Below are 4,241 nucleotides of genomic sequence, written 5' to 3'. Positions count from 1 at the left end.
CGATGTCGTTTTGGGGTTGGTTTTTATTGGCAAACAGATCGTTCTTCGGCAAGTCTGTTTTTTGAGGCGGCGTAACGCCCTTTAAAAACTCTTTAAAGCCGTTTAAATCGGTCTTTGCATAGCTTAGCGCCCACTGCTTTTGTCCCTCGGGAAGCTTATTTGCAATGATGGCACCCTCTACCGCACTCTCCGCAAGCTGCTCGCTTAGCGCTGCAACCTCGCTCCTGCTTGTCTCAAGCTCCGCTTTTAAAGCAGTGATTTGCGCGTCGTATTGCGCTTTTAGCGCAGCGACATCCGCACCATTTTTTTCGTTTTCAGGCATATTTTTCTCCTTTGCCATAAAATTTTTATTTGCTCTTATCTCTTCAAGCTCATCAAGAAACGGCGTATTTGTTAACGCGACGCTTTCGATCTCGCAGCCTATCCACGCTCCCGTCTTTTTGTCGACCGCTTCAAAATTGAATACCGGGCTTAGATATCTGTATTCGCCGTTTTTGATGTATTCTTTCGCTTTTGCGGTCCAACTCGCCATTCCATAAAGCTTGCCGTCTCTTATATGCATCTCTTTGATCCAGCCCGCCGCAGGCGCTTCACAACCCATAAGGGTTTGATGCTCGTAGTCAATTACGAGATCTATCTTGCGAGCATCAAAATTAAGCTTCATCTTTTCTAAATCTGCGCTATCGATACGAAATACTCCGCTATAATGCCCTTTCCATTCACCCGGAACCGCTAGTAGCAACTCTACAAGATCATCGCCCGTGTTCTCGCTCTTAAGCGATATTAAATTTGCTTGAAATCTCATCTATTCCTCTTTCGATACAATCGTTACAACCTTACAACCTAGCCCTCTTTGAGCCATTCGCTTTTTTCAAGAAACTCAGTCTGAATTTCTCGCGTCAAAACATACATATACCCGTAATCGGTTATGCTATTATGTGTCACTTTCAAGGTTTTCGGCTCAATTCGAAATTCATTATTGAGCTCAGACGTCCTGAGCTTTTTGTCGATTTTTTCACAAAGATCGATGGCCCTATATATATTTTCTTGCCTATAGCTTTGCTGCTTGCTAGACGTTGTGCTTAAAATGTGAATGTTGAAGGTGCCTATTTTGCTCACCACGTTTTCATATCTCTCGCTTAGAAACTCTACGAACACAAAGCTATCTCCGCCTTTTATAAGCAGCTCCATTTCGTCCTTATTCTCAAGCTCACCGAGATAGGGCGAAGTATTTTTACAAACCTCTTTGATGGTTTCGATCAACTCTTTTTCAAACTCTACAAGCATTCCATCTCCTGCTCTCGCCATTTTTCGCAACTATAGCGCGAAAGAGATCTCAAAATCTATCAAAATTCTTTGACACAATTCTTTGTCACAGTTTTTTGACAAAATTCTTTGACAAAATCCTTTGATAGATTTTGAGCGAAAAAATCCGTATGATTGCCGCAAAAAAACGAGGAGCGAATATGAGCCTAATCGCAAACATCAAAGAAAACGAAGGCTTTTGCGGTGAAATTTATGAGGACACAAGGGGCTACAAGACTATCGGCTACGGCTTTTTAGTTTCGGCCTTGAGCCCCGACGAGCTAGCACTAAACGGCGGAAAGATAGAGCCGATGGGCCGCGCGGCGGCGGATCAAATTTTAGAGCTGAAATTAAAAAAGTTAAAGCCTAGGGTATTTGAAGCCTTTGCCTGGCTTCAAGACAAACCGCAAAACGTGCAGGACGTAGTGATAGAGATGTGCTATCAGATGGACGTTAACAAGGTTAAAAAATTCGTTACGACGCTTCACTACATAAGAACTAGCGAATATGAAAAGGCTATCGCAAACGGGCTTCGTAGCCTTTGGGCGCAGCAGACTCCAAATCGTGCAAAGAAGGTATTAAATGGGCTTATTAAACATTAAGCTTATCGGCATCGCCTTTGCGGCGACGCTGGTCGCAAGCGGAATTTGCATAGCGCTTCTAAAAAGCGATATTTCGCAGCTAAGCACTGAAAATGCAAAGCTTAAGGCGCAGATAGGGCAATGCGAGCTAAATCTAAGCCTGCAAAACGCCGCGATCAAATCCCTTGAGGTGAACGCAAGTCGCCGCAACGAGAGCAAGATCCAAAGCGTTTCTAAAATTTACGTCAAAGATAAAAGTTGCGAGGCACAACTCGATGCGTATAAAAAACTTCTTGATAGCGCTTTTTAGCGTGCTTTGCCTATTTGGTTGCAGCACAAAGGAACCACAGATAAAGCAAGTCTATGTGCCTGTGCGCTGCAATCTGAAAATGCCGCTTAAACCTGCGGCAAACGGCAGCTTTGAAGCGCATAAAGAGCTTGTGAGGTATTTTCTCAAATGCGAAGAGATAGCCAAAGACTGCACGAGGAGCGAGTAATGAAAACTTTGATTTATTTGCTTAGAGCTTTTGTCTTGGTGGTATTTAACCTTGAGCTTTACGTAGTCTTTGACAACTTTATACGAAGCGAAAATTTAGTGCTCCTTCTTTGGTCGCTTTGTATAGGCGTTGCGGGCGCTCTTTTTTCGCCTACGTCGCTATATAAAACCTTTAGAGTATGAGCCATGGAGTATCTGCTCTATATATTAGCTGCAGGCGTTGCGGGCAGCGTAACGGCCTTTTTGAAGTATGGTGAGCGTGGCGCGGGCAATTTTATCAAACGAGTATTGGATGGCTGTTTTAGCGCATACATCATTTATGAAATATCTTTCTTTTTCTGCAAAGATATGCGCCTGAGCCTTGCGATCTGCGGGATCGGTGCCTTTAAAGGCAGCGGAATTTTGGATTTGGCAGTCGGATTTATAAGAAATAAATTTGATCTAGACGGTAACAACAAGGACGAACAATATGAGCAATAACCTAAACGAGATCGGCATCATCAGTGAAGTAGGCGGGGATCGCGCAAGGGTTGCGATCGGCGATATGGTCACTGACTTCTTACCTGTATTTCAAGCCTGCGCCAATTCCTTTGCTGTAAGCTTTGCGCCGATCCGCGTGGGAGAGCAGGTGCTTGTGCTGCCGGTACGAGGCGAGCTCAATGCAGGCGTGATCCTACGCGGTATCTATCAGACCGCCCACAAAGCGAACCCGACCGATACGAAGATCCATGTCGCTTTTGAAGACGGCGTAAGGATGAGCTATGATACCGCAAGCTCCAGTCTTGAAATTTCAAGCCCGAAGCAGATCAATATCGCCTGCGAAAACGCAAGCTTGACCGCAAAATCGGTGAGCGTAAAAGCGGATGATACTACCGTACAAAGCGGTAATATCAAGCTTTTGGGAAATACGATCATTCAAGGATCGATCACTACGAGCGGAAGCGGCGGAGGAAGCGGAAGCTTTGCGATCAATGGAGATCTCAATATCACAGGCTCGCTCAAGGCAAGCGGCGACATCAGCGACGGCAGGGGCTCGCTTTCGAGCCATACCAACGGCGGAGTAGCGAGGGATTGAGATGAAATACTTAGTAAGCGTAGAAGATAGTATCAGAGATATCCTAAGCACTCCTATCGGCTCTCGGGTAATGCTGCCGCAGTACGGCAGCCGCCTTTTTGAGCTGATCGATAGACGGGTCAATGATGAGTTTCGCGCCGATTTGAGCTATTTCGTCATTGAGGCGGTGCAAAGATGGGAAAAGCGGGTGCAGATCGACGAAGTTAAATTGATAAGCCTCAAAGATCACAAGCTCAGCTTTAAAATTGTGCTAACAAACGGCAAAGAGATCGGAGTGGAAATATGAGCTTTCTTAAAAATTTGCCCTATCCGAATGTCATCGAGCAGTTGAGCTACGATGAAATTTTAAAAGCCGTTAAAGAGCTTTTTAAAAAGCATATAAATGACGATGAAATTTCGCTTCTTGAAAGCGATCGCTTTTCAGCCTTGCTTGAGACGCTCGCATATCGCGAGCTTCTTTTGCGCGCCCGTATCAATAGTGCCGTAAAATCTATGTTGCTACCTTTCGCGCAGGGGGCTGATCTTGACAATATCGTTGCGATGTACGGTATAGAACGGTTAAGGGGCGAAAGACCGGCAGCGAGCGTAAAATTTACCCTCTCTGTCGCGCTTAGTTACGATGTGCTGATCCCTGCGGGATTGGTGCTCGCATCGCAGGACGGACAAACTGCGAAACTCAAAGAGAGTTTGCAAATCAAGGCGGGGCAAACGAGTATAACCGGCATCAGCATATTAGATGCATTCGTAAAAGAGAGTACGGCCAAATGCGAGCTCATCCAAACCC

9 protein-coding genes and 1 pseudogene are annotated in these 4,241 nt (G+C 45.3%); 8 read left to right on the top strand and 2 right to left on the bottom strand.

What is annotated here, in order from left to right; translation table 11 throughout:
- Together Q0198_RS03125 and Q0198_RS03120 are read right to left on the bottom strand one after the other, a co-directional pair.
- Positions 1–805: phage protease (locus Q0198_RS03125; protein ID WP_297894848.1), on the bottom strand; the 805-nt coding region annotated here is incomplete at its 3' end.
- A 38-nt stretch (positions 806–843) separates the two neighbouring features.
- Positions 844–1,287: a hypothetical protein gene (locus Q0198_RS03120; RefSeq protein ID WP_297894844.1), complete on the bottom strand. Its 444-nt coding sequence runs from the start codon at positions 1,285–1,287 to the stop codon at positions 844–846.
- 179 nt (positions 1,288–1,466) lie between these two features.
- On the opposite strand from Q0198_RS03120, the gene Q0198_RS03115 reads away from it, so the two are divergent.
- From Q0198_RS03115 to Q0198_RS03080, 8 genes and pseudogenes are all read left to right on the top strand, one after another.
- Complete coding sequence (locus tag Q0198_RS03115; protein WP_297894841.1) at positions 1,467–1,907, top strand: glycoside hydrolase family protein; 441 nt, start codon at positions 1,467–1,469, stop codon at positions 1,905–1,907.
- Positions 1,888–2,196, top strand: a complete 309-nt coding sequence (locus Q0198_RS03110) for a hypothetical protein (RefSeq protein ID WP_297894838.1) — start codon at positions 1,888–1,890, stop codon at positions 2,194–2,196. The genes Q0198_RS03115 and Q0198_RS03110 overlap by 20 nt, the downstream gene beginning before the upstream one ends.
- A complete protein-coding gene (locus tag Q0198_RS03105) occupies positions 2,180–2,383 on the top strand; it encodes a hypothetical protein (protein ID WP_297894835.1) in 204 nt (67 codons plus the stop codon). The genes Q0198_RS03110 and Q0198_RS03105 overlap by 17 nt, the downstream gene beginning before the upstream one ends.
- Positions 2,383–2,565 (top strand): hypothetical protein, encoded by a 183-nt coding sequence (locus tag Q0198_RS03100; protein ID WP_297894832.1) that lies wholly within the window; start codon positions 2,383–2,385, stop codon positions 2,563–2,565. Before Q0198_RS03105 ends, Q0198_RS03100 begins: the two co-directional genes overlap by 1 nt.
- Positions 2,566–2,568: 3 nt before the next feature.
- Entirely contained in the window at positions 2,569–2,862 is a 294-nt protein-coding gene (locus tag Q0198_RS03095; protein ID WP_297894829.1) for a hypothetical protein, read from the top strand.
- Complete coding sequence (locus tag Q0198_RS03090) at positions 2,852–3,457, top strand: phage baseplate assembly protein V (protein ID WP_297894826.1); 606 nt, start codon at positions 2,852–2,854, stop codon at positions 3,455–3,457. The genes Q0198_RS03095 and Q0198_RS03090 overlap by 11 nt, the downstream gene beginning before the upstream one ends.
- Before the next feature lies 1 nt (position 3,458).
- Positions 3,459–3,743, top strand: a complete 285-nt coding sequence (locus Q0198_RS03085) for a GPW/gp25 family protein (protein ID WP_297894824.1) — start codon at positions 3,459–3,461, stop codon at positions 3,741–3,743.
- A pseudogene (locus Q0198_RS03080) lies at positions 3,740–4,241 on the top strand (baseplate assembly protein); the annotation flags it as partial. The gene Q0198_RS03085 and the pseudogene Q0198_RS03080, both read left to right, overlap by 4 nt.

This window comes from uncultured Campylobacter sp., from assembly GCF_938045205.1.
Classification (GTDB): Bacteria; Campylobacterota; Campylobacteria; order Campylobacterales; family Campylobacteraceae; genus Campylobacter_B.
Note: the sequence above shows the minus strand (reverse complement) of the source record. Positions and strands in the feature narration are given on the sequence as shown.

Coding starts and splice junctions, on each gene's coding strand:
- Q0198_RS03100 (WP_297894832.1), top strand. CDS start 2,383: ATGAAAACTTTGATTTATTTGCTTAGAGCTTTTGTCTTGGTGGTATTT.
- Q0198_RS03110 (WP_297894838.1), top strand. CDS start 1,888: ATGGGCTTATTAAACATTAAGCTTATCGGCATCGCCTTTGCGGCGACG.
- Q0198_RS03120 (WP_297894844.1), bottom strand. CDS start 1,287: ATGCTTGTAGAGTTTGAAAAAGAGTTGATCGAAACCATCAAAGAGGTT.
- Q0198_RS03095 (WP_297894829.1), top strand. CDS start 2,569: ATGGAGTATCTGCTCTATATATTAGCTGCAGGCGTTGCGGGCAGCGTA.
- Q0198_RS03115 (WP_297894841.1), top strand. CDS start 1,467: ATGAGCCTAATCGCAAACATCAAAGAAAACGAAGGCTTTTGCGGTGAA.
- Q0198_RS03085 (WP_297894824.1), top strand. CDS start 3,459: ATGAAATACTTAGTAAGCGTAGAAGATAGTATCAGAGATATCCTAAGC.
- Q0198_RS03090 (WP_297894826.1), top strand. CDS start 2,852: ATGAGCAATAACCTAAACGAGATCGGCATCATCAGTGAAGTAGGCGGG.